This is a genomic window from uncultured Imperialibacter sp. (assembly GCF_963974565.1).
Classification (GTDB): Bacteria; Bacteroidota; Bacteroidia; order Cytophagales; family Cyclobacteriaceae; genus Imperialibacter; species Imperialibacter roseus.
Genome location: NZ_CAXBCJ010000008.1, coordinates 249,410 through 270,611 on the forward strand (window position 1 = coordinate 249,410; position 21,202 = coordinate 270,611).

Annotated in this window: 17 protein-coding genes and 3 tRNA genes; 8 read left to right on the forward strand and 12 right to left on the reverse strand. The window is 44.3% G+C overall.

What is annotated here, in order from left to right; translation table 11 throughout:
• Positions 1–58 precede the first annotated feature (58 nt).
• The 4 genes from AAC052_RS13685 to AAC052_RS13700 all read right to left on the reverse strand — a co-directional run bounded on the left by AAC052_RS13685 (position 59) and on the right by AAC052_RS13700 (position 3,228).
• Positions 59–130, reverse strand: a tRNA-Thr gene (locus AAC052_RS13685).
• A 155-nt stretch (positions 131–285) separates the two neighbouring features.
• Positions 286–358, reverse strand: a tRNA-Gly gene (locus AAC052_RS13690).
• 82 nt (positions 359–440) lie between these two features.
• A tRNA-Tyr gene (locus tag AAC052_RS13695) sits at positions 441–523 on the reverse strand.
• Positions 524–672: 149 nt separating this feature from the next.
• Entirely contained in the window at positions 673–3,228 is a 2,556-nt protein-coding gene (locus AAC052_RS13700) for a M1 family metallopeptidase (protein WP_339813903.1), read from the reverse strand.
• Positions 3,229–3,271: 43 nt separating this feature from the next.
• On the opposite strand from AAC052_RS13700, the gene AAC052_RS13705 reads away from it, so the two are divergent.
• The 4 genes from AAC052_RS13705 (at position 3,272) to AAC052_RS13720 (ending at position 10,041) form a co-directional block, all read left to right on the forward strand.
• Positions 3,272–3,775: a biotin/lipoyl-containing protein gene (locus tag AAC052_RS13705; protein ID WP_317487976.1), complete on the forward strand. Its 504-nt coding sequence runs from the start codon at positions 3,272–3,274 to the stop codon at positions 3,773–3,775.
• An 81-nt stretch (positions 3,776–3,856) separates the two neighbouring features.
• Positions 3,857–4,561 (forward strand): UMP kinase, encoded by a 705-nt coding sequence (gene pyrH, locus AAC052_RS13710; protein ID WP_151997924.1) that lies wholly within the window; start codon positions 3,857–3,859, stop codon positions 4,559–4,561.
• A gap of 11 nt (positions 4,562–4,572) precedes the next feature.
• Entirely contained in the window at positions 4,573–5,136 is a 564-nt protein-coding gene (gene frr, locus AAC052_RS13715; RefSeq protein ID WP_317487977.1) for a ribosome recycling factor, read from the forward strand.
• Between the two features lie 639 nt (positions 5,137–5,775).
• Positions 5,776–10,041, forward strand: a complete 4,266-nt coding sequence (locus AAC052_RS13720) for a T9SS type A sorting domain-containing protein (protein ID WP_339813906.1) — start codon at positions 5,776–5,778, stop codon at positions 10,039–10,041.
• Between the two features lie 393 nt (positions 10,042–10,434).
• Here the strand turns inward: AAC052_RS13720 and nadD are convergent, their stop codons facing one another.
• The 6 genes from nadD to AAC052_RS13750 form a co-directional block, all read right to left on the reverse strand.
• A complete protein-coding gene (gene nadD, locus AAC052_RS13725) occupies positions 10,435–11,007 on the reverse strand; it encodes a nicotinate (nicotinamide) nucleotide adenylyltransferase (RefSeq protein ID WP_317487979.1) in 573 nt (190 codons plus the stop codon).
• A gap of 61 nt (positions 11,008–11,068) precedes the next feature.
• Positions 11,069–11,629: a guanylate kinase gene (gene gmk / locus AAC052_RS13730; RefSeq protein WP_339813908.1), complete on the reverse strand. Its 561-nt coding sequence runs from the start codon at positions 11,627–11,629 to the stop codon at positions 11,069–11,071.
• Positions 11,629–11,898, reverse strand: a complete 270-nt coding sequence (locus tag AAC052_RS13735; RefSeq protein WP_339813910.1) for a zf-HC2 domain-containing protein — start codon at positions 11,896–11,898, stop codon at positions 11,629–11,631. The genes gmk and AAC052_RS13735 overlap by 1 nt, the downstream gene beginning before the upstream one ends.
• A gap of 37 nt (positions 11,899–11,935) precedes the next feature.
• The gene (locus AAC052_RS13740; RefSeq protein ID WP_151998053.1) at positions 11,936–12,514 is read right to left on the reverse strand and encodes a sigma-70 family RNA polymerase sigma factor; all 579 of its coding nucleotides are present in this window, start codon (positions 12,512–12,514) and stop codon (positions 11,936–11,938) included.
• A 225-nt stretch (positions 12,515–12,739) separates the two neighbouring features.
• Positions 12,740–14,047, reverse strand: coding sequence for an adenosylhomocysteinase (ahcY, locus tag AAC052_RS13745; protein WP_339813912.1), 1,308 nt, complete (start codon positions 14,045–14,047; stop codon positions 12,740–12,742).
• A gap of 85 nt (positions 14,048–14,132) precedes the next feature.
• Positions 14,133–14,894, reverse strand: coding sequence for a biotin--[acetyl-CoA-carboxylase] ligase (locus AAC052_RS13750; protein ID WP_339813914.1), 762 nt, complete (start codon positions 14,892–14,894; stop codon positions 14,133–14,135).
• Between the two features lie 40 nt (positions 14,895–14,934).
• Between AAC052_RS13750 and rsfS the strand changes: the two genes are divergently transcribed.
• The 4 genes from rsfS to AAC052_RS13770 all read left to right on the forward strand — a co-directional run bounded on the left by rsfS (position 14,935) and on the right by AAC052_RS13770 (position 19,106).
• Entirely contained in the window at positions 14,935–15,327 is a 393-nt protein-coding gene (gene rsfS, locus AAC052_RS13755) for a ribosome silencing factor (protein WP_317487984.1), read from the forward strand.
• A 68-nt stretch (positions 15,328–15,395) separates the two neighbouring features.
• Positions 15,396–17,492, forward strand: coding sequence for an ATP-dependent zinc metalloprotease FtsH (gene ftsH, locus AAC052_RS13760; protein WP_317487985.1), 2,097 nt, complete (start codon positions 15,396–15,398; stop codon positions 17,490–17,492).
• A 65-nt stretch (positions 17,493–17,557) separates the two neighbouring features.
• Positions 17,558–18,325, forward strand: coding sequence for a UDP-2,3-diacylglucosamine diphosphatase (locus tag AAC052_RS13765; protein ID WP_339813916.1), 768 nt, complete (start codon positions 17,558–17,560; stop codon positions 18,323–18,325).
• Complete coding sequence (locus AAC052_RS13770) at positions 18,279–19,106, forward strand: hypothetical protein (RefSeq protein WP_339813918.1); 828 nt, start codon at positions 18,279–18,281, stop codon at positions 19,104–19,106. The genes AAC052_RS13765 and AAC052_RS13770 overlap by 47 nt, the downstream gene beginning before the upstream one ends.
• A 19-nt stretch (positions 19,107–19,125) precedes the next feature.
• On the opposite strand, the gene AAC052_RS13775 is transcribed toward AAC052_RS13770, so the two are convergent.
• The gene (locus tag AAC052_RS13775; RefSeq protein WP_339813919.1) at positions 19,126–20,466 is read right to left on the reverse strand and encodes a TolC family protein; all 1,341 of its coding nucleotides are present in this window, start codon (positions 20,464–20,466) and stop codon (positions 19,126–19,128) included.
• A gap of 274 nt (positions 20,467–20,740) precedes the next feature.
• Entirely contained in the window at positions 20,741–20,956 is a 216-nt protein-coding gene (locus AAC052_RS13780) for a hypothetical protein (protein ID WP_317487989.1), read from the reverse strand.
• Positions 20,957–21,202: the final 246 nt, after the last annotated feature.

Consider the following 21,202-nt stretch of genomic DNA (forward strand, 5'->3'; position numbering starts at 1 on the left):
TTGATAATCCTCGATTTAGTTATTAATATATCAGTTAATAGATGTTCAAAATACAGAGAGCCGTTGACGGGAATTGAACCCGTGACCTCTTCCTTACCAAGGAAGTGCTCTACCTCTGAGCTACAACGGCAAAAAAGACTTTGGCTTCCACCGCCAATGCCTGACCCGCTGAGCTGCTACCTGAACCAGAAATTATCAGCGTCACAGGTATCCTAGCACTACGGTTCATAAATTAAACAAGAACATAAATGATGAATGACTCCACCTCTTATGTTCTTTGTCTAGAGCGGGCGACCAGGTTCGAACCGGCGACCTACAGCTTGGAAGGCTGTCGCTCTACCAACTGAGCTACGCCCGCATAATGTACTAAGTTTGACGTCCCTCGCTCAGAGGGCGTGCAAGTTATACAATTACACGTCCTAAACAAAGAACTTTCGCTGTGGGGGAAAGAGGATTCGAACCTCTGAAGACATAAGTCAGCAGATTTACAGTCTGCCCCAGTTGGCCGCTTTGGTATTCCCCCATATCAAACAAAATGACTAAGAACAACCGTTAAAAAAAGGCCTGTTAAGGGCCTGTTTCTAAAAGGAAGTGCAAAATTATACGCTTTTTGGTTTTATTCAAATAATTGATTTAAAAAGTAGAAAATATTCCTGGCGAACTTCAACTTCTTTAGTTCCCTTCGGCAGCCAGTAAGCTGTTCATAACCGCTTTCGCTCGCTGGTCTTCCTCCTTTGCTGCAATTGAGGCGAGTATCTTCCTGTTTTCGGGGGTTTCTGGAATCACCAGTGTCATCGACTGGAAAGCGGCAATTCGATTATAATATTCGTTGTCGTTCGTAGCAATATACGTAAGCACCTTCGCTGTTGACTCATCCTTGAAGAGATCTGTCAACACGACGTACTCTATATAGTACTGCAGAAACATCCAGCGATCCATGCCATGAAAGCTAAGCAGGTTCTTATTGTACCAGTCAAGATGCCCCTCTTTCACCTGCTGATTGTAGTAACCTGCAATAGGTGCTGCTATATTAAGGTGTGTTAAGCCAAGAAAGTCCCTGAGCCAAATAGGATCTTCCACATAATCCTGAAGTAGCACCTCAAGACCAGCCCCTATTACACTATAAGAAGAATCGGCAAGTGCTTTCATCATCACCTCGTTTATATCGCCCGATTCTGTTTCGCTGTAAGCACTGAATGCTGCTGCCCTCACCAGCGAACGGCTGTCGGTAGTGAGTTTTTGTACAGCCCTTGCAATGTCAGGATTAGTCAGGTGGCCCCGGCCAACCAAATTATCCAGCGTCATCTCTCGCAGGCGTGGGGATACGTCTGCCAAACCGAGCATCGCAGCATTGCCTATCGAAATGGAGTCACCTTCAGAAAAGAGTGTTTCCAGTGCCTCTCTTCGAAGAGCAAAGGAACTACCATTAAAAAAGGCCATCAGCAACTCCTGGCTTGTTTTGGGCTGATAAATTTCGGCTAGCAAAACCCTTTCCGGGTCAGCCTCCACCAATGTTGGCTCCTTTGACAGCGGCAAAGTCATCGTCATCTCGGGAGCATCGACTAGCAATTCATGGGTTGTGCTGGTGGCTCCTTCCCAAATTTGAATATCCAGAGGGAAAACAAAGAGCCCGATCGAATCGGACACCTGCAATTGGTTGATGTTGATAGTGAGACTATCATTGGCATAGGACGTTGATACCTCCAAAACCGGATGCCCGGGTAGTTCGAACCATTGCTCGAAGAACCATTGCAGGTCTTCTCCTGTCACAGCCTCAAAGGACTTCCGAAGGTCATCAATTTCGACTGACTGATAGGCATTCGCTTTTAAGTAATGGTTGAGTGACGCAAAAAAAGCTTCATCCCCCGTATAGTTGCGAAGCATGTGCAGCACAAGGCCAGCTTTTGAATAACGATGGCTATCAAAAAGGTCGTCAGGGTTTTCGTAGAAATAATTAATAATGGGATCCAACTTACCGCTGCCAACTTCGGCCAGGTAGTTATCCTTTTCGATCCATAAATTATAGTCCGCTTCTTCCTTGCCATACTTGTGTTCGTTCCACAAGTATTCGCTGTAGTTGGCAAAACCCTCGTTGAGTGCCAGGTTAGCCCATGACTCACAGGTGACCAGGTCGCCAAACCACTGGTGAAAGAGCTCATGTGCGATGATGCCGTCCCAATGATCGTCAAGCAGCTCCCTCCTGCTCACCTGAAGGTCTTCCATGAAAACGGATGCCGTTGTATTCTCCATAGCCCCAGACACATAGTCTCTGACGACAATCTGGTCGTACTTGGCCCAGGGATAAGGATAGTCCAGCACCTGAGAAAAGTAAGCAATCATTTCTGGCGTGTTTCCGAAGATGTCCTTGGCATATTTTTCAAAAGCTGGTTCCACATAATAAGATAGCTGGAGTGAATCGGCCCAATCGTCAACCTTCGCAAAGTTGCCAACCGCAATCATGGCCAGGTAAGGCGCATGTGGCTTATCGAGTTTCCAATGGTCTTTCTTAAGGCCGTTTCCCAAATAATCAGAGGATTGAAGCACACCATTGGATAGTGTGGTTAGCGAAGAGTCCACAGTCAGGAATATCTCCTGTGTAAATCTTTCATTAGGTGCATCGATGGTAGGAAACCAGCGGGAATTGAATTGTGTCTCACCTTGCGTCCACAATTGCTTAGGCTTCAGCGTGTCGGCACCAGATGGGTTAACGAAGAACAAGCCCCGGTCGGAGGCTACTGCCTGTCCGGGTTGTGCTGCCCGCTCGTATGGCTTAGCGATGTACTTCATTCTGATTGACAGTGTGTCCGATCTCTTATAGTCCTTTTCCAAATAAATATAAACGGCCTCACCGTCGTAATGGAACTCCAAAGGAACAGCGGCCGAGTGTTCCACTAAATCACAGCCAATGATTTCAAAGCTTTTCGCATCCAGCATCAGTTGGTTCTGAGGATAGAAGTAAGGCCTCAGGGTGATGTCAGCCTGACCGATCACCCATTTGTTTTCCCAATCGAATTCCAGGTCAAGCCGGGTGTGCAGGATATCGAAAAACCTGGGACTGGCGGGTTGGTAGGGCGGCAAATCTATTTCAACAATGGCCTCTTCAGCCCCAGCGGCGTTTGACGAAGCCTGATAGGAAGACCTGCAGCCAACAATTGTTAATAATATACATGCGACTGAGAGCAATGCTGTTCCCGACCCAAGCTTTCCTTCTAAAGTGTTCCTGCCCATATCATCACAAAATATTATGTCGTATTTTGCCAAAAAAGAATTCATGGCGAAGGTACTTATAAAAGGTCAAAAAGAAATCGACGTTGACTACCAAACAAATGGGGAGGTCTACCTGAATGGCGACTTATTTAATCATGAGGTAGTTGAGGTGAAACCAAATCACTATCACGTAATAAAGAGTGGAAAGGCTTTTGAGGTAGAAATAGTTGCCACCGACAAGGCTTCGAAAATGGTTTCGCTATTGGTAAACGGAAAAAAGGTGGAGGTGACTGTCAAAGACAAGATGGATATTTTACTTGAAAAACTGGGCATCTCAAATACCACTGCAAAAAAAGCCAACGACCTGAAAGCGCCTATGCCCGGGCTTATCCACGAAATAAAAGTGAGGGAGGGCCAGGAGGTTCATCAGGGCGACCCCATCTTGATTCTGGAAGCTATGAAAATGGAAAATGTGCTTAAATCGCCTGGTGACGGAATTATCAAGGCTATCTCTGTTGAAAAAGGGCAAAGCGTTGAAAAAAATCAGGTACTAATTACATTTTCCTAAGGCATAGTCGAAGGCTTTCATTTATATTTGCCTGATTTAACCATTCTTTTACCCCATACAAAAGCACGGAAGACCGGCTCTATGAAATACAAACGAATATTACTAAAACTAAGCGGAGAGGCACTCATGGGTGGTCAGAAATATGGCATTGACCCCGCACAACTTGAACAATATGCCCAGGAAATAAGAAAAGTAAAGGATGAGGGCCTTGAAGTAGCCATTGTTATTGGTGGTGGTAATATCTTCCGTGGCGTGCAATCATCTACTATTGGGATAGACAGGGTTCAGGGCGACTATATGGGGATGCTGGCAACAGTGATTAATGCTATGGCACTGCAAAGCGCACTTGAAGCCCATGGCATGTTTACCCGCCTTATGTCAGGTATAAAAATGGAGCAAGTTTGTGAGCCTTTTATCAGAAGGAGAGCTATCAGGCATCTCGAAAAAGGCAGAATTGTGATTTTTGGCGCTGGCATAGGCAATCCTTACTTCACTACGGACTCCACTGCCAGCCTAAGGGCCATTGAAATTGAAGCCGATGTTGTGCTGAAAGGCACCCGTGTGGATGGTGTGTATTCAGCTGACCCCGAAAAAGATCCAAATGCCACCAGATACGCTCAGATTTCTTTTCAGGAAGTTTATGAAAAAGGATTGAACGTAATGGACATGACCGCCTTTACGCTATGTCAGGAAAACAATCTACCGATTATTGTATTTGATATGAACAAGCCCGGCAACCTCATTAATGTTGTGAAAGGCGAGGAAGTGGGCACTCTGATAAATTAACTTTTTTAAGAATGAATGAGGAGATACAACTATTTCTAGAGGAAGCTAAAGATTTGATGGGCAAAGCCATTGTTCATTTTTCGGCAGAGCTTGCAAAAATAAGGGCTGGGAAAGCAATGCCCAACATGCTTGATGGTATCATGGTCGATTACTATGGTGCCATGACTCCAATACAGCAAGTAGCATCTGTCAATACGCCCGATGCAAGGACACTTGCCATTAAGCCATGGGAAAAAAATATGATTTCGGAAATTGAGAAATCGATCATCAATAGCGACCTGGGCCTAAACCCTCAAAACAACGGGGAAATGGTCATGATCAACGTTCCTCCTCTGACTGAAGAGAGAAGAAAGAACCTCGTCAAACAAGTAAAAGCGGAGGCAGAAACAGCCAAAGTGAGTGTGAGAAACATCAGGAAGGATGCCAACGAATCGATTAGAAAGCTGATGAAAGAAGGGGCTGCTGAAGACGATGTAAAAAGGGCTGAAGATGAAGTTCAAAAACTTACCGATTCGCACTCAGTCAAAATCGACAAGCTGGTAGATGCAAAAGAGGTGGAGATCATGACGGTTTAAACTTCTATACACATTTGAGCCATCAAGCAATCCTATGTTTCAAATTAGGGTGCTTGCAAAAGATGCGTTTCAATAAGATTTCAGCTATCGTCATAGGATCATCCAGCTGTGCCTGGCACCTTCTTCAATCGTATCCTCCGTCGAATTACCCACAGTAGGTTGCAAAATACACCATTAAGCTCAAGCCAATAGGAAGAGGATACTAGCGTACCTCAACACCTTCTATGATTAGGCCAGCTATTTTGTTGAATACTATTTTTTAGGAAATCACACTCCAACAGTTATTGAATAATTCAAGAAGAACGGGAATTTACCCCGTCCGCAGCATCCATTTTGTTTCTGTTAGATGGCAAGTTCAGTTTCATGTCCATCGAGATCGTCAATCTTAGTGGCGTTTGTAAAGGAATATTATATCCTCACAAAGAAAACAGGCCTGCTCGCAAGATTGGTCGCAAACATATCTTCCGGCTATCTAGATTTACTTATTAGCCCTCTCCAGACTCTCAAAAAACGTACTATTTGAAGCACGAGCTATTGTGGAATTGTGCTTGAAACTTACAATGCCTTAGGAATTGAGTAGTCTGTAATATCGAAGAGGTTTCGCTATCGAAGATTTAGAATTATTCTTTTACAACAACTATGAAGAAGCTACTGTTGATTTCGATTGCTCTTTGCTTGTCTACCACGATAAGAGCTCAAATTGCCGAACCAGACAATTCCTACATTACAGGAACAGGCTTCGATAATACCGTGTATGCATCTGGACTTCAAGCAGATGGAAAACTCATTGTTGGAGGTTACTTTACCTCCTATAATGGAACAACTGTCAACCGTATAGCTCGATTAGGAACAGACGGCGTGATTGATCCAGATTTTACTGCAAACATCGGCACTGGGTTAAATGCGGGAGTTTTGGCAATAGCTATTCAGTCAGATGACAAAATTTTGATCGGGGGCTTGTTCAGTTCCTTCGATGGAACCACCCGTTATTCTATTGCCCGCTTAAATGCTGACGGGACACTTGATGGCACTTTCAACTCAACAGGTACAGGGTTGAACGGTACTGTGGCTTCCATAGCAGTTGTAGCGTCGAATGGGAGCATTATTGTTGGGGGCGATTTTTCAAGTTATAACGGTACATCAAGAAAAAGCATCGCCCGCTTGAATGCCGACGGAACCCTGGACGAAACGTTTGACCCGGGCACCGGATTTAATTCCTACGTCAGAAGCATAGCTATTCAATCCGACGAAAAAATAATTGCTGGGGGAGGCTTCACATCCTATAATGGAACAAGCACAAGTAACTTCGTTCGCTTAAATACAAGCGGGGCCTTAGATGGTACATTCTCCGCTGCCGGCTCGGTCACCCAAATCTATGCGGTAGCTGTTCAGGCTGATGGCAAAATACTCGCCGCAGGCAATAGTGGCGGTTTTGGCTTTTTAACGAGAGTAGGGAGCTCCGGTGCAGTTGATGGCACGTTTACTCCTCCTCTTTTTAACTCACTTATTAAGTCACTCGCCATTCAACCTGACGGCAAGATTTTAGCGGGAGGTTTTTTCACCAACGGGCTGATCCGACTTTCTGCTTCAGGTGTCACAGATGTATTTATTGGCGGCAACGGGTTTGAAGGAAGCTCCTATGAAATAAATACCATTACTGTGCAATCTGACGGCAAGGTAATCTCTGCCGGCAGCTTTGTTTCATACTACGGATTAGCCAAAAAAAACATAGCCAGGCTTCGATCATGTACAACTGTGTCGATTACCACACCACCTGCAAATAAGGCAATTTGTGAAGGAGGCAATACATCATTCAATGTAATCGCATCTGGCACGGGCTTAACTTTCCAGTGGCAAGTAAACACCAACAACGGGATTGGAATCTATTCAAACGTCACCGACGGCGGGGTCTATTCTGGTACAGCTACTTCAACACTCGCCATTACCGGAGCCACGGCAGAAATGAGTTCATATCTTTACCGGTGTATTGTTCAGGATGCATCATGCCTTAACACCTCAGCGCTGGCATCACTCACTGTAAATGCTTTGCAAGTAATAACTGCTGATCCGCTCAACTCTTCAGTCTGTGAGGGTACCAATACTACTCTTAGTGCAACTGTAACGGGTGGATTCGGCGGATACCAATGGCAGGAAAACCAGGGATCCGGTTTTGCAAATCTGTCAAATGGAGGGATATATTCGGGAGTAACCGGGACAACACTTACTCTCACTGGAGTAACCGCATCGATGAACGGCTTTCAGTATCGACTGGTGGCTTCGCTTTGTTCACCTCCAGTTTCTTCAGCCTCTGCTACCCTCACTGTAAACCTTAACCCAGTCATAACCCAGCAGCCAGCTAGCGTTTATCAATGCTTTGGAAATGGCAATCTGGAATTTACTGTAGAAGCGCTGGGAGACGGCCTCAGCTATCAATGGCAGGGATATGTGGGGAGCCCCATCTACGCCGACCTTTCAGATGGAGCAAATGCTGGTTCTGCTAATATAGCGTCCGGCACCTATTCAGGAGTTCACACCTCCTCACTTTCAATTGCCGACGCCCCAGCCAACTTTCCCGATTCTTACATATACAAGATAAAGGTGAAAACTGCGAATGATTGCGCTATCTACTCTACTGTGGCTTCAGCGAGAGTTTACGATGATGTCTCGTTTACTTCTCAACCTTCTGATGTTTCATTATGTGCCTCATTGTCAGGCGAAACAGTATTCAATATAACTACGGGTTTGGGAAGTGCACCAGTTCCATATCAGTGGCAGATGAATAATGGGTCAGGTTTTGTGAATTTGGAAGATTCTTCTCCTTACTCCGGAGTGCTTACCCGTACACTTCATATAGCCAACAGCGGAATCACTACTGATATGAGCGGCTACAAATTCAGGTGTTTAGTCGGGGATTGCCAAACCGAACATGCTTCTTTTGAGGCCGAACTTATTGTAGACAGCAGGCCTTCCGTAATATCGCAGTCAGATAATGTAACAGTTTGTCAAAATGAGACGGCCAAGTTTTCTGTGGAAGCAAGCGGGCCTGGAGTCCTATATCAGTGGCAACAAGACACTGGCTTAGGGTTCGTTAACATAGAAGACGACGATACTTTTTTTGGATCCCAAAGTAACGAACTCAGTATTTCAAATGCAGGAGGCAGTTTTAATAGTCGAAATTATCGTTGTGTTTTGAGTACAGAAAAAGGGCTATGTAGTGAAGTAAATGTCGCTCCCCGGAAGTTGTCAGTAGTTCTCCTTCCCAATATCACTAGTCAGCCAGTTGGCAAAACGGTCTGCGAGGGAGCAAGCACAACTCTTTCTTTTTCAGTCGAAAATACCTCTACCACCTACCAGTGGCAGGCGGACGTTGCAGGTGACGGAAATTTTGTCGATTTAACAACCAACGAAACCTACCTAACCACCAATTCACGCCAGCTTACCATCCAAAACATCCCGGCGGCCTTGAATGGCAACAAATTTCGTTGCAGAATAGGCACCTGTACTCCAGAGTCGTTTACGGATGTCGTCACATTAAAAGTAAATGCTCTCCCAAGTATTATCACGTCACCAGTAGCACAAACTATTTGCCAGGGAGGCACAGTGGCCTTCGCTGTTGAGGCAGGCGGGTCAGAGTTGAATTATCAATGGACTGTAAATGGGAGTGCTTTATCAGATGGAGGTATGTACTCTGGAACCAAAACATCGACCCTCACGCTTACGAACGTAACCTCTGCTGTTAACGAGGCTGCATTTGTTTGTTCTGTTTCGAACAGCTGCGCCTCTCCTCTCTTCTCCAATGAAGCGCATCTTACCGTCCAGCCCGCAAGTGTGGCAATAATAAGACATCCTTCCACCGCCCAGGTCTGTTCAGGTGAAGAAGCAACCTTTTCGATAGACGCAGGCACCAATACCGTCGTCTACCAATGGCAGGAAAGCAACGGAACTGATTTCCATGATCTTACAGAAGACGGTAATTATTCCGGTGTTAATACAGCAAATCTTTCGATTTCAAATATTTCGAGCAGCCAAAGTAGCCAAAAATACCGGTGTGTCGTCAGTACTTCTTGCCAAAGCGGCACCTCAAATCAAGCTATTTCCGAATCAGCTGAATTGGTCGTTACCAACCCAGTCGTCATCAGCAGTCACCCAATAAATGTCTCCGAATGCGGTGGCACCGATGTAGTTTTTTTTGTAGAAGTTTCTTCAGGTGATGGTTTAACGTATCAATGGCAGGAAGACAGCGGGGAAGGATTTACAGACTTAACCACCACAGGCATCTATTCCAATGTCAATACAGCCAGCCTGACCCTCAGCGGAGTTACAAGCCTCCTGGATGGCCGCAGCTATCGATGCGTTCTTGGAGGGGGCTGTCAGGGTACAATTTCTAACCCTGCTCAACTTCAGATAACGAGTCCTCCTAAGCCGGAAATAACGATAAACGCATCAAATCCGGAAGCGATCATATTGCAAACAGAAGGAGGAGACAGTTATGAATGGTTCAAAAATGGTGTAACAATCACAGGAGCAACTAGTGCAGACCACATAGTAACTGTGGATGGGAGTTATACGGTCAGGATAACAAAAAACGGTTGTTTAAGCGAAATGTCAGAACCAAAGCAGGTAGTAATTACCTCCGTTGAGGGATCTTGGGGCACATCTGGGGTGAAACTGTATCCAAACCCGGTATTTAATACACTTGCCATTCAGTTTGATAGATTCGACAGCAATCAACCTGTCAGTATATCAGTCATTGATATGACCGGAAGAACAGTCAAATCATATACTACTAAAGGCCAGGCAACAATCACAATGGAGGTTGATACCTTACATGAGGGGAAATACTTTGCGGTTGTGAAACAACACAATACGACTACCGTCGTGCGGTTTATAAAACTGAATCAGTAGAAAGCCCGTCAATGTGGGAAGAGGACTTTATTTGGCGGAAAACAATACAGCACAGGGTTGTAAAGCGAATTCTGTCTAAGGTTTGCAGATACTGACTTGGCTATTCGAAATTTTCATTGTGTGCGTAAATAGCCCGATTCCTACAAATGTGTTTTGTTAGGCTCCTCATTTTCAGCTAAAAAAAGCGGATAACTGAAGCAATGTGAACTGAATTTAAGCAATATGTATTCTGAGTTTCGGAACCACTGCACTCGTAAGAGTAGCCCATATATGAGGCTGCTCTGATTTAACTGGTTCCATTAAATTACAGGCCATACCACTTCAAGAGGATACGGCGGGGGCCTAGCGAAAAATACTGTCGGGTTCAACAACTAAGGGAAATAACCTTCCGTTTCACAGATAAAGCTTCTTCCGTTCTATCATTTCATTCACGCTGTCGGGGATCAGGTACTTCACCGACTTGCCCATTTTTATTTGTTTCCGAATGAATGTGGCCGATATGTCCAGTAAAGGAGCATCAACAATTTTCACATTTGGATGATCTTTGAGGCCTGACGGGTTCGACTGGGGCCGTGGGTACACGAGCAGCCCGTGGTTCTCTAAAATGACATTAAAATTTTTCCATTTAGGAAAAGAGGCGAGATTGTCCTCCCCTATTATCAGCTTGAATTTATGCTGCGGGAGCTTGTCGGTTAAATATGCCAGGGTATCCACTGTATAGCTGGGTTTGGGCATATGAAACTCGACATCAGTGGCTTTGAAATGATAGTTGTCGTGTATAGCCGCCTGCACCAGGTCAAACCTGTCAAACTCATGCTCCAGGTTGCTTCGCTTCTTCAGTGGGTTCTGAGGGCTGACAACAAACCACACCTCTTCAATTTCGGTATTCTCCAACATAGTGTTGGCAATAATGAGGTGCCCAACATGGATAGGATTGAATGAACCAAAATAGAGACCGATATCCAATAGATTGATGTTTTGTTCCTGGCAGTACCTCGTCACACGCCAGCGAAAGTGATTCGAAAAGCTAAGCTAAAAAATCTTTCACAATTTGGAGCGACATGTCTTTAGCCTTCTGCAGGTCATCATTGAGCACGGTCACATCCAGTCGCTTTTCGAAGGTCATTTCATATTTAGCCTTCTGGAGGCGCTTTTCGAGCGTGTCTACTGTTTCTGTGTCACGCTTTTGAAGTCGTTCCTGAAGGGTGCTTAAATCAGGCACTTTCACAAATACCGCCAGGGCATCGTCTCCAAAGTATTTCTTGAGGTTGAGCGCACCGTGCACCTCCACATCAAAAATAACATCTTTTCCCAAAGCCCATATTCTGTCTATCTCTTCTTTGAGTGTGCCGTAAAAAGATCCGTTGTAGACCTCCTCCCATTCTATAAATTCGTCCCGTTCAATTTTACTCTGAAAATCGCTAAACGAGAGAAAGTAATAGTCTTTTCCATTCACCTCCTGGTTTCGAGGTTTCCTTGTTGTGGCCGAAATAGAAAAGGCAAGGGAAGGGATATGATCTAAAAGATGTTTTACCAGAGTTGTTTTACCAGAGCCTGACGGAGCAGTAAAAATAATTGCTTTGCGCATTAACCTTCAGGGGCAAGAGAAACAGAAATTTTCGATTTTATGGCGTTGAGCAAATCTGCAGGGACTTCACGCTTCTCAAGCTTAGTACGCAAGATGTTTCTAATCTCCGTTTCAACTTTGTAGTTTTTTAAACAGGGCAGGCAACTGTCGAGGTGACTCCGCAAATAATCCTCCTGAGTTGGCGACGCCTCATTATCAAGTAGCAGATGCAAAATTTCAATACATTTCACTGACTCCTTGCAGCCTTCCTTTGCAGAACTTTGTTCCATTCTCTGTCAATTTCAATCACGAAAATTACGAAAAAAATTATTTGTAGCCCATTGTCTGAGCATATGATTTTAGCTTCTCCTTCAGTAGATTTCTGGCTCTGTGCAATCTCGATCTCACGGTACCTATCGGGATGTCGAGAATTTTCGCCATCTCCTCGTAGGTAAAACCTTCCAGGTCACAAAGTATGATTACTGTTCTGAAGTCAACGTCCAGCGCATTCAGCGCATTGGAGACCTCGTCACCAATCATGTTTTGCAGAGCGTCTACTCGCAGGTCGACCGTTATATGTTCATCAACATCATCTGAGTTGTAATAAGTTTCAACTTCCTGATAATCAACTTTGGCAGGCTCCTTACTTTTCTTCCTGAAGTCGTTGATGAAGCTGTTCTTCAAGATTCGGAACAACCACGCCTTGGCGTTGGTTCCTTCCTGAAAGGAATCTATAAATCGAAAAGCTTTAAAATAAGTTTCCTGCACAAGATCCTTTGCCTCATCGTCGTCAAAAGTAAGACGGTAGGCAAAATTGTACATCGAGTCAATATGCGGCAAAAATTCCCCGTTAAAGATTTTCATCTTCTTTGAGTCACTATAGCTGTGCCGCTTTGGCCCTTCCATGGTTTCTGTTACGGTTGTTGACATGTCAATGAATTCAGCAAATTCCTTGCCCAACTGGCGGGCTATTTAGAATCAATCTCTTTTTACATAATACGACAAATCACCCAAGTTTGTTAACCAGCCTAATTTGCGAAATACGGACTGTTTTCACCTACTTTCATTCAAAATAATAAAAAAAGGCCCTTTTGCGGGCCTTTTCTCTGTCATGAAATTATGTCAGTAATTTTAGTAACGGTAATAATCAGGCTTGTATGGGCCTTCAAGAGAAACCCCTATGTATTCGGCCTGATCGGGGCTAAGTGTATCAAGTTCGCAACCAATTTTAGCCAGGTGCAGCCTTGCTACCTTCTCGTCGAGGTGCTTAGGCAATGTGTACACCGCATTTTCGTACTTGTCGGTATTTGTCCAAAGCTCCAATTGCGCCAACACCTGATTGGTAAAGCTATTTGACATTACAAACGATGGGTGACCAGTGGCACAACCAAGGTTCACCAAACGCCCTTCAGCCAAAACAAGTATCTCTGATCCTTCGATATTGTAAAGGTCTACTTGCGGCTTTATTACAACTTTTGTCTGACCGTAGTTGCTGTTTAGCCATGCCATGTCAATTTCATTGTCAAAGTGGCCAATGTTACAAACAATAGCCTTGTCCTTCATGCTTCTGAAGTGCTCTTCTTTGATGATGTCCTTGTTGCCTGTAGCGGTTACGATGATATCAGCTTCTTTAACGGCAGTGGCCATTTTCTTTACTTCGTACCCTTCCATAGCTGCCTGCAAAGCGCAGATAGGGTCGATCTCAGATACGATCACCCTGACACCACAGCTCTTAAGCGACTCGGCGGAACCTTTTCCTACGTCACCAAATCCAGCAACAACAGCCACTTTACCGGCCATCATCACGTCGGTAGCTCTGCGAATGGCATCCACCAACGACTCACGGCAACCATATTTATTGTCAAATTTAGACTTGGTCACAGAGTCGTTCACATTGATCGCAGGCATGGGCAAGGTGCCCTTTTTCATTCTTTCATACAAGCGGTGAACACCTGTGGTAGTTTCCTCAGAAAGACCTTTAATGCCTGGTACCATCTCAGGGTATTTGTCCAGCACCATATTGGTAAGGTCGCCACCATCGTCAAGGATCATATTGAGAGGTTTCCTGTCCTCACCAAAAAATAGTGTCTGCTCGATACACCAGTCAAACTCTTCGGCATTCATGCCTTTCCATGCAAACACGGGAACACCAGCGGCGGCAATAGCAGCGGCGGCATGATCCTGTGTAGAAAAGATATTACAGGAAGACCAGGTAACTTCCGCACCCAGTTCAACCAGCGTTTCAATAAGAACGGCTGTTTGAATGGTCATATGCAAACAACCTGCTATACGGGCTCCTTTAAGAGGCTTGGAAACGCCATATTCTTCCCGAAGTGCCATCAAACCAGGCATTTCGGCTTCTGCCAGACGGATTTCTTTCCTGCCCCAATCGGCCAGTGAAATGTCTTTTACTTTGTAATTAAGACTTGTTTCAATCATTTTATGATAATATTGATTTATAAATCGATGCAAAAGTAGCGCATAACTTTTTGTAAGCCAAACGGAAGAAGTTTTTAAGGAGTGACTACTTCCATAAGAACTCTATCTCTTTTAAGTCGTACTCCCTTACGTTCCCGCCTCGCTCGACCTTAAGTTTTCCAAGTTCAGAAACGCCAAGAATTTCGCCCTCAAACGTCCCCTCTTTGTCACGGTATGACCGCCGCTCTCCCCATCCAATCATGGACTTCAAATAGTCTGCCTTCAGTTTTTCAGAGGCGCCACCCTTAAGTTGAAGGTACAAAGACTCAATATTCCGGGACAGCTTCTCCAGCACAAGCTCCTTGTCCAGGTCGTTTCCCACTTCAAGCGCCATTGAGGTTGCTTTCTCTGAGGTAAATACCAGTTGATTCACATTTAACCCTACTCCCACAACTGAAGTTTCGATCATGCTTCCTTTCAGCGTGCTTTCAATCAGGATGCCGGTAATTTTCTTGTTGCCTGCATATATATCATTAGGCCATTTGACTTTTACATTCTCAAGCCCAAATTCGCTTAGCGTCTTTTTAACTGCGGTTGATACAATGATGTTTAAAAAAAACTGCTGCGAGGGCTTTAAGAACGTGGGTTTCAGCACCACCGACATCATGATGTTTTTACCTGGCTCCGACTCCCAGGTGTTGCCTCTTTGACCCCGGCCTGCCAATTGCTCGTCGGCTATCACAACTGCACCTTCGCTGACATGCTCTATTTCGGCCAATTGTGTAGCTATCGAGTTGGTTGAGTGACATTTTGGCAGGTAAACAACCTTTTTGCCGATAAAGAGATTTTTGGAGAAAATTTTGTGCAATCTTTTTTCGTAGTTTTGTAGACAAAGTAAAATGTTTTGAATGACAGTAAAAAAGGGCAAAATGCCAGTTGAACCTAAAACGGTTGAACTCAATGATTTGGTGGTGCAGGGAATGGCAGAAAAGAAAGCCCACGACATAGTAGTTTTGGATCTGAGAAATGTGAAAAATGCTGTAGCTGATTATTTCATTATCTGTTCTGGCAACTCGGACACTCAAATAGATGCCATTTGTGATTCTGTAGAAGAATTCGTTTTTAAAGCTTCAAAACAGTCCCCCTGGAAAAAAGAAGGCAAGCAAAACAAAGAGTGGATCCTTTTGGATTACATAGATGTGGTAGCTCACATATTCAAAAAAGATAAGCGTGATTTCTATTCGCTGGAAGAGCTTTGGGGAGATGCAGTGATCACTCCGGTGGAAAGCTCATCCATTTAAGGAACATTAGCGATAGAAAAGCGTTTTATCAATCTGTACAATAGATTTAGATTTAGAAAGATTAAAGAATGGCAAATCAAGATAGACCGAGGAAAAACCTAATTCCAAAGCCTCCGCAGAGACCCAATTATCAAATTTGGGTGATTCTAACGCTTCTGGCGGTAGTGCTGGGAATTACTTATTTCAACAACAGCTCTTCATCAGTAACTATTTCGCAAAAAAGGTTCGAGCAAATGCTGCTCAGCAATGATGTGAAAGGGGTGGTGCTTTTAAGAACGCAAAACCTTGTTGAAGTAACATTAAAAGAAGAAGCACTCAATAACAGTAAGTACAAAGTAGAGTTGGAGCAGAGAAATCCTTTCTCGCTCAGCCAGGGGCCACATTACAAATTCAAGATCATTTCGGCCGACAACTTCGATGAGAAGTTTAGGGAGATTGAGAAAGGGTTGCCTGACAACCAGAGAATTGAGTACAAAATCGAGGAGGGATCTGACATCACCAACATTTTCTTTAATTGGGGTTTCTTGTTCCTGATCCTGTTCGGTTTCTGGTTCTTGATGCGCCGGATGACCGGTGGCGGTGGACCTGGCGGACAGATTTTCAATATTGGAAAATCAAGAGCAGCATTGTTTGATGCAGAAAACAAGGTAAAGATCACCTTCGTGGATGTGGCAGGACTTGACGAGGCCAAAGAAGAGGTAAAAGAAATTGTAGACTTTCTTAAGAATCCAGCCAAGTTTACTAAGCTGGGTGGTAAAATACCAAAGGGAGCTTTGCTTGTAGGCCCTCCGGGCACGGGTAAAACACTTTTGGCGAAAGCGGTAGCTGGTGAAGCTGCTGTGCCTTTCTTCTCACTTTCGGGTTCTGACTTTGTTGAAATGTTTGTTGGTGTAGGTGCTGCAAGGGTACGTGACCTGTTTAAGCAAGCGAAAGAGAAAGCGCCATGTATTGTGTTCATAGACGAGATTGACGCTATTGGTCGCTCAAGGGGCAGAGGCCAGGTGCCTGGCTCCAACGATGAAAGAGAGAATACGCTGAACTCGCTGCTGGTTGAAATGGATGGCTTTGCCACGGACTCAGGTGTTATCATCCTGGCGGCTACTAACCGCCCTGACGTGCTTGACAGCGCTTTGCTGCGCCCGGGCAGGTTTGACCGTCAAATTAGTATTGACAAGCCAGATGTAATTGGCAGAGAGGCTATTTTCAAAGTGCATTTGAAGCCTATTAAGATGTCGAAAGACGTAGACGTGAAAAAACTGGCTGCACAAACTCCGGGCTTTGCCGGTGCTGAAATTGCCAACGTGTGTAACGAGGCCGCACTTATCGCAGCCAGAAGAGACAAAGAAGCCGTTGACATGCAAGACTTTCAGGATGCCATTGACAGAGTTATTGGTGGTTTGGAGAAGAAGACAAAAATCATTTCGCCGGAAGAAAAGAAAATTGTTGCCTACCATGAAGCTGGTCATGCAGTGGCCGGTTGGTTCCTTGAGCACGCCGATCCGTTGGTGAAAGTATCCATCGTTCCCCGTGGTATTGCGGCGCTTGGGTATGCGCAGTATCTGCCGAAAGAGCAGTTCCTGTACCAAACTGAGCAGTTGCTTGATGAGATGAGTATGGCTTTGGGTGGTCGTGCCGCTGAGGAGATTATTTTTGGTAAGATATCAACCGGGGCGCTGAGCGATTTGGAGAGGGTAACCAAGATGGCTTACAGCATCGTAACGATCTATGGTATGAATGACAAAATTGGCAACGTGTCGTTCTATGATTCAAAGCAGTCGGAATATGCCTTCAACAAGCCCTATTCGGAATCAACCGCTGAAACGATAGACTCTGAAGTGAGAAACATTATTTCTACTGCTTATGAGCGTACGAAGAAGATGCTGACTCATCACAAAAAGGAGCTTGAGGTTATCGCTAAAGAACTTCTGGAGAAGGAAATCATTTTTCAGAATGATTTGGAAAGGCTGATAGGTAAACGCCCTTTTGAAAAGCAAACCACCTACCAGGCATTTACCAACAATAACGCCAACGGAGAGGGAGTAGAAGCAGTAGTCGAAGGCGAAGAAAAAACCGATGATGAAGTTGAAGCTTTGAAAAAGTCGGTAGCAGAGGAAGTTACAAATGAGGAAACCTCAGACGTAGTTGAGGATACAACCAAAAAGTGATCTTCTTTAAATAATATTTGATTCAAAGATCAGGTTAACGCCTGATCTTTTTATTTTGTACCCATATGCAGTTTGACAACGGTACCCTCCCGGACGGGAAATTGATCTATTTCGCCAGTGATTTTCACCTTGGAGCCCCCAACCAAACAAAGAGCCGGGAAAGGGAGAACAAAGTGGTGGAATGGCTGGGAAGTATCGAAGACTCTGCCGCCGCCATCTTTCTTGTTGGCGATATTTTTGATTTCTGGTTTGAGTACAACCATGTGATCCCCAAAGGCTTTGCCCGGTTTCAGGGAAAAATTGCTGAACTGGTCGATAAAGACATTCCTGTCATCTTTTTCTCAGGCAACCACGATATGTGGATGGCCAGCTACTTTACTGAAGAGTTTGGAATACCCGTGTACCATGAAAACAAGCGCTACGTCGTCAATGGTGTAAAGCTGCTGGTGGGGCACGGCGATGGCCTTGGGCCAGGCGACTATCGATATAAATTTCTTAAGAAGATTTTCAGGAACAAGCTTTGCCAATGGGCATTCAAATGGCTGCACCCCAATGTGGGAATGGCCATCGCTCACAAATGGTCGAGCAACAGCAGGATCAGCAACCTGAAGTATGACGAGGCCTTTCTGGGGGATGACGAGTGGCTTTGGACATATTGCAAAGAAGCTGAAGCCAAAGAGCACCACGACTTCTATATTTTCGGGCACAGACACCTGCCCCTTGACCTGGAAGTTGGGAAGAGCAGCAGATACATTAACTTAGGAGAGTGGATCAACCACTGTACTTATGCGGTATTTGACGGAAAAAAAGTTGCGCTCAAAAGGTTTGAATAAGGCAGTTGTCCTATGTCTGGCCCTACTCGAGTCTGTTTTGGTGTGCCAGGCCCAGCTAGTGATTGAAAAAAATGTGCCTGGGCCAGTTGTCACGGCTCAGTCGGTTGACAGACGAGGCGACTTCTATCTTGCATTCAAGAACGGTACGGTTGCCAAATACGACACCACGGGCAGGCAGATTGTGAACTACTCTCCGAGAAGGCTGGGGCAGGTCACGCTGATTGATCCCTGGAATCCGCTAAAGACTTTTCTGTTTTACGAAGAATTTCAATCTATCGTCATACTCGACAGGTTCATGTCGCCTACTACTGAGTATGACCTCACTGGCAAGTCTCAGAGCTTTATACGGCTCGCCTGCCCCTCGCAGGATAACTCGTTCTGGCTGATCGACGAGTCGTACAACGGCTTGATTAAATTTGACCCTATTGATCAAAAAATTCAGTCGAAAATCCCTTTCAACGCATCAATACCCGTTGATGGTAAGATTCTTTTCATCAGGGAATATCAGAACGTGCTGTTTGCTTCTCTGGACAGCGGGGGCATTGTTTATTTTGACAACCTCGGAAATTATCAGGGCATCATCGACAGCCCGTCTTGCGACTTTTTTTGCTTTTCGAAGAATCAGCTCTACCTGACAAGTAACGACAGTGTTTTTATCCAGGATCTATACAGTAGCGAGAAAAACGAGATCAGTTTACCTGACACGTATTTGCATGTCCTGCTGATTGGCCATCGTGTGGTTGGGACAAAAAAAGAAGGAGGCTTTGACCTCCTTCGTTGATATCAGTTATACAGATGTACTACTCTGTAGTGGATGACATTCCTCTGAACAGATCGAGAATTTTATTCCTAAATGCAATACTATACTTGGCATTAATAAGTGTAATCTCGGCATTGTTCTTATTATTCAGACTTTCAAGGTATGTATAGAAATCTGTCGCACCAGTGTCGAATCGGGTTTGAACAAAATTGAATGTCTGCTCCTGTGCTTCGAAGTTTTCCAAAGCAGATTCATAGGAGGTAATGGATGAAACTAAATCCAGATAGTCCCTCTGAATTCTATTTGTTATATCCAAAATTGCCTGCTTGTAATTCAATTCAGCGTTAAACATTCCCACCTTTGCCTGCGCAACCTGGTTTTTAACCAAAAAGTTGTTGAAAATTGGCACACTTATCTGGAATCCGTAGTAATTGTTTGTAAACGTCTTGTACTGAGAGAACAACTCTCCATCATTGTTGGTTGAGTATCGAGTGCCGATTCCGGCTCCAATACCAACGGAAGGATAGTAACTGGTGCGGCTCACCTTCAAGGCATTTTTTGCCGCTTGCATGGTATAAAAAGAGCTCTTGACATTGTAAGAGTTCTCTAAAACTTCCGCCATTACTTGCTGAAATGGTTCCACCTGAGTATCCTCCGCAGAAACCTGCACTTCGATATCCTGAAGCACATAGTTCTCAGGATCATTTAGTTGTAACGTTTGAATCAGCGCTAGAAAATCACTTTTGTACTGGTTTTCGAGGCCCACAAGCGTTAGCTTCTGGTTTGCAACCTGGGATCTGAAGTTGTACACATTCTCCAAACTGGCTACACCGACAGATTCACGCTTTTCTTCACGTTCAAGCTGCGATTGAAGCAGTTCAAGCCTGCGTTCGGAGTTTTTGATATTTTCTCTATCAAGTGAAACGTTCAGAAACCTTAGCAAGACATTCGCCCTGACAATTAATTCAGAGTACCTAAGTGCGTAAACTGACGACTCCAACTCATTCTCCCTTCTATGCAACAAATGATGATTATAGAAAGCGCTAAACAAGTTCATATTAGAGCTTAAAGTAGGGCTTGACTGCTCAAAAGTTGTCGTTACGAACTGGCCGGAGTTATTGTCAAAGTTAGTTCCATTAGAAACAGTATAGCCAATAGAGCCATTAAGATTCGGGAGAAAATTCATCACTGCTTGCCGCTTGTTTGACGTGGCTGCAATTACGTTGTTTTGCGCTCTCTTCAAATCTATATTATTCTGAAGCGCCAGCTCCATAGCCCTTTCTAGAGTGAGAACTTCGGGTTCGGCTTGCGAAAAGGCCGGGCTCACCAATATTGAAAACAAGAGCACAAACAGAAGGTGCCACACATTCACTTTTCTCATTATAAACATATCCATTTTTTCAAGTCCATCTCCTATTTACCAATGAATATGCCATTTATTTAAATATTTGATTATCAATCAGTTAAAGTTCATGTTTATGAAGAAATGTGTACGAATACCGTACAGTTGTGTTCAGATTTGAACCTGAGAAATACAAAAGACAGTTCCAGATGTTGGGAATCGATCGTGCTGGAGTGAAAAGCACTCATAAAAAAAAGGCCGCCTTTTGGGCAGCCTCTTCATTAATCAGGGTGTAATTTAAGTAGAAAAGGTATTATCCTAGTCTCTTTGAGTAGATGTAGTTGATCTTTTCTTCTACCATCTCAGTTACTTCCTCTTTGCTAAGCTTTGATTTTTTGCTCAACTGCTCAACAAACTCATCCATTGTAATGTCCTGAAGGTTCAGGTCACTCATTTCTATGTTAGCGAAAGTATCTTTCAATTCGTTTTCAAGATCTGCTACAACTGTGTGATTAAGGTGTCGTTCCATATCAATCATTATTGGGGTTAATTCCTATTTCCTCTCAATTATAAGCAGAAGGATTATAATTTCATATAACGGCCTGTTAGTCAGTAATTTACAAATGAGTCCTCTATAGGTTCTTTTTTAATCCAAAAAAAGAGGATTTGCAGAAATGAAAGTTTTAGAGGGTTGAAATAAACCCGAGTAGATTAGCACGGGAATAAATCCTGAGGATGGCAAGGCTCAAAAACAGCTTAAAAAAAACTTTCATCG

What these genes read in the sequence shown, in the direction of transcription:
- AAC052_RS13700 (WP_339813903.1), bottom strand. Translation starts at nt 3,228, where the DNA reads ATGGGCAGGAACACTTTAGAAGGAAAGCTTGGGTCGGGAACAGCATTG.
- AAC052_RS13705 (WP_317487976.1), top strand. Translation starts at nt 3,272, where the DNA reads ATGGCGAAGGTACTTATAAAAGGTCAAAAAGAAATCGACGTTGACTAC.
- pyrH (WP_151997924.1), top strand. Translation starts at nt 3,857, where the DNA reads ATGAAATACAAACGAATATTACTAAAACTAAGCGGAGAGGCACTCATG.
- frr (WP_317487977.1), top strand. Translation starts at nt 4,573, where the DNA reads ATGAATGAGGAGATACAACTATTTCTAGAGGAAGCTAAAGATTTGATG.
- AAC052_RS13720 (WP_339813906.1), top strand. Translation starts at nt 5,776, where the DNA reads ATGAAGAAGCTACTGTTGATTTCGATTGCTCTTTGCTTGTCTACCACG.
- gmk (WP_339813908.1), bottom strand. Translation starts at nt 11,629, where the DNA reads ATGCGCAAAGCAATTATTTTTACTGCTCCGTCAGGCTCTGGTAAAACA.
- AAC052_RS13735 (WP_339813910.1), bottom strand. Translation starts at nt 11,898, where the DNA reads ATGGAACAAAGTTCTGCAAAGGAAGGCTGCAAGGAGTCAGTGAAATGT.
- AAC052_RS13740 (WP_151998053.1), bottom strand. Translation starts at nt 12,514, where the DNA reads ATGGAAGGGCCAAAGCGGCACAGCTATAGTGACTCAAAGAAGATGAAA.
- ahcY (WP_339813912.1), bottom strand. Translation starts at nt 14,047, where the DNA reads ATGATTGAAACAAGTCTTAATTACAAAGTAAAAGACATTTCACTGGCC.
- rsfS (WP_317487984.1), top strand. Translation starts at nt 14,935, where the DNA reads ATGACAGTAAAAAAGGGCAAAATGCCAGTTGAACCTAAAACGGTTGAA.
- ftsH (WP_317487985.1), top strand. Translation starts at nt 15,396, where the DNA reads ATGGCAAATCAAGATAGACCGAGGAAAAACCTAATTCCAAAGCCTCCG.
- AAC052_RS13765 (WP_339813916.1), top strand. Translation starts at nt 17,558, where the DNA reads ATGCAGTTTGACAACGGTACCCTCCCGGACGGGAAATTGATCTATTTC.
- AAC052_RS13770 (WP_339813918.1), top strand. Translation starts at nt 18,279, where the DNA reads ATGCGGTATTTGACGGAAAAAAAGTTGCGCTCAAAAGGTTTGAATAAG.
- AAC052_RS13775 (WP_339813919.1), bottom strand. Translation starts at nt 20,466, where the DNA reads ATGAGAAAAGTGAATGTGTGGCACCTTCTGTTTGTGCTCTTGTTTTCA.
- AAC052_RS13780 (WP_317487989.1), bottom strand. Translation starts at nt 20,956, where the DNA reads ATGGAACGACACCTTAATCACACAGTTGTAGCAGATCTTGAAAACGAA.